The sequence below is a fragment of the Halomonas sp. SIMBA_159 genome (assembly GCF_046536035.1).
Lineage (GTDB): Bacteria > Pseudomonadota > Gammaproteobacteria > Pseudomonadales > Halomonadaceae > Vreelandella > Vreelandella venusta_A.
Map to the genome: position 1 here is coordinate 1 of NZ_JAWJBT010001230.1, position 248 is coordinate 248.

The 248-nt window shown below is 51.6% G+C and carries 1 protein-coding gene; it reads right to left on the minus strand.

Going from position 1 to position 248, the window contains the following annotated elements; translation table 11 throughout:
* The coding region (locus tag R0J87_RS23185; RefSeq protein WP_498889311.1) for a 4-hydroxythreonine-4-phosphate dehydrogenase PdxA at nucleotides 1–248 on the minus strand (248 nt) is incomplete at both ends.

The window sequence follows — 248 nt, forward strand, 5'->3', positions numbered from 1 at the left end:
TTTTTTATCTACCATTTCGATGGCGTGGGTAAGCGCTGTCCAGAGGCTCCCTGTGTCCGCCTGTCCGGTACCGGCGAGTTCCAATGCGGTACCATGATCAACTGATGTTCGGATAAAAGGTAATCCCAGAGTGATATTGACGGCATTACCGAACCCTTTGAATTTCAGCACTGGCAGACCCTGATCGTGGTACATCGCCAGCACGGCATCGGCTTCGGCCAGGTATTTATCCTGGAAAATGGTATCGG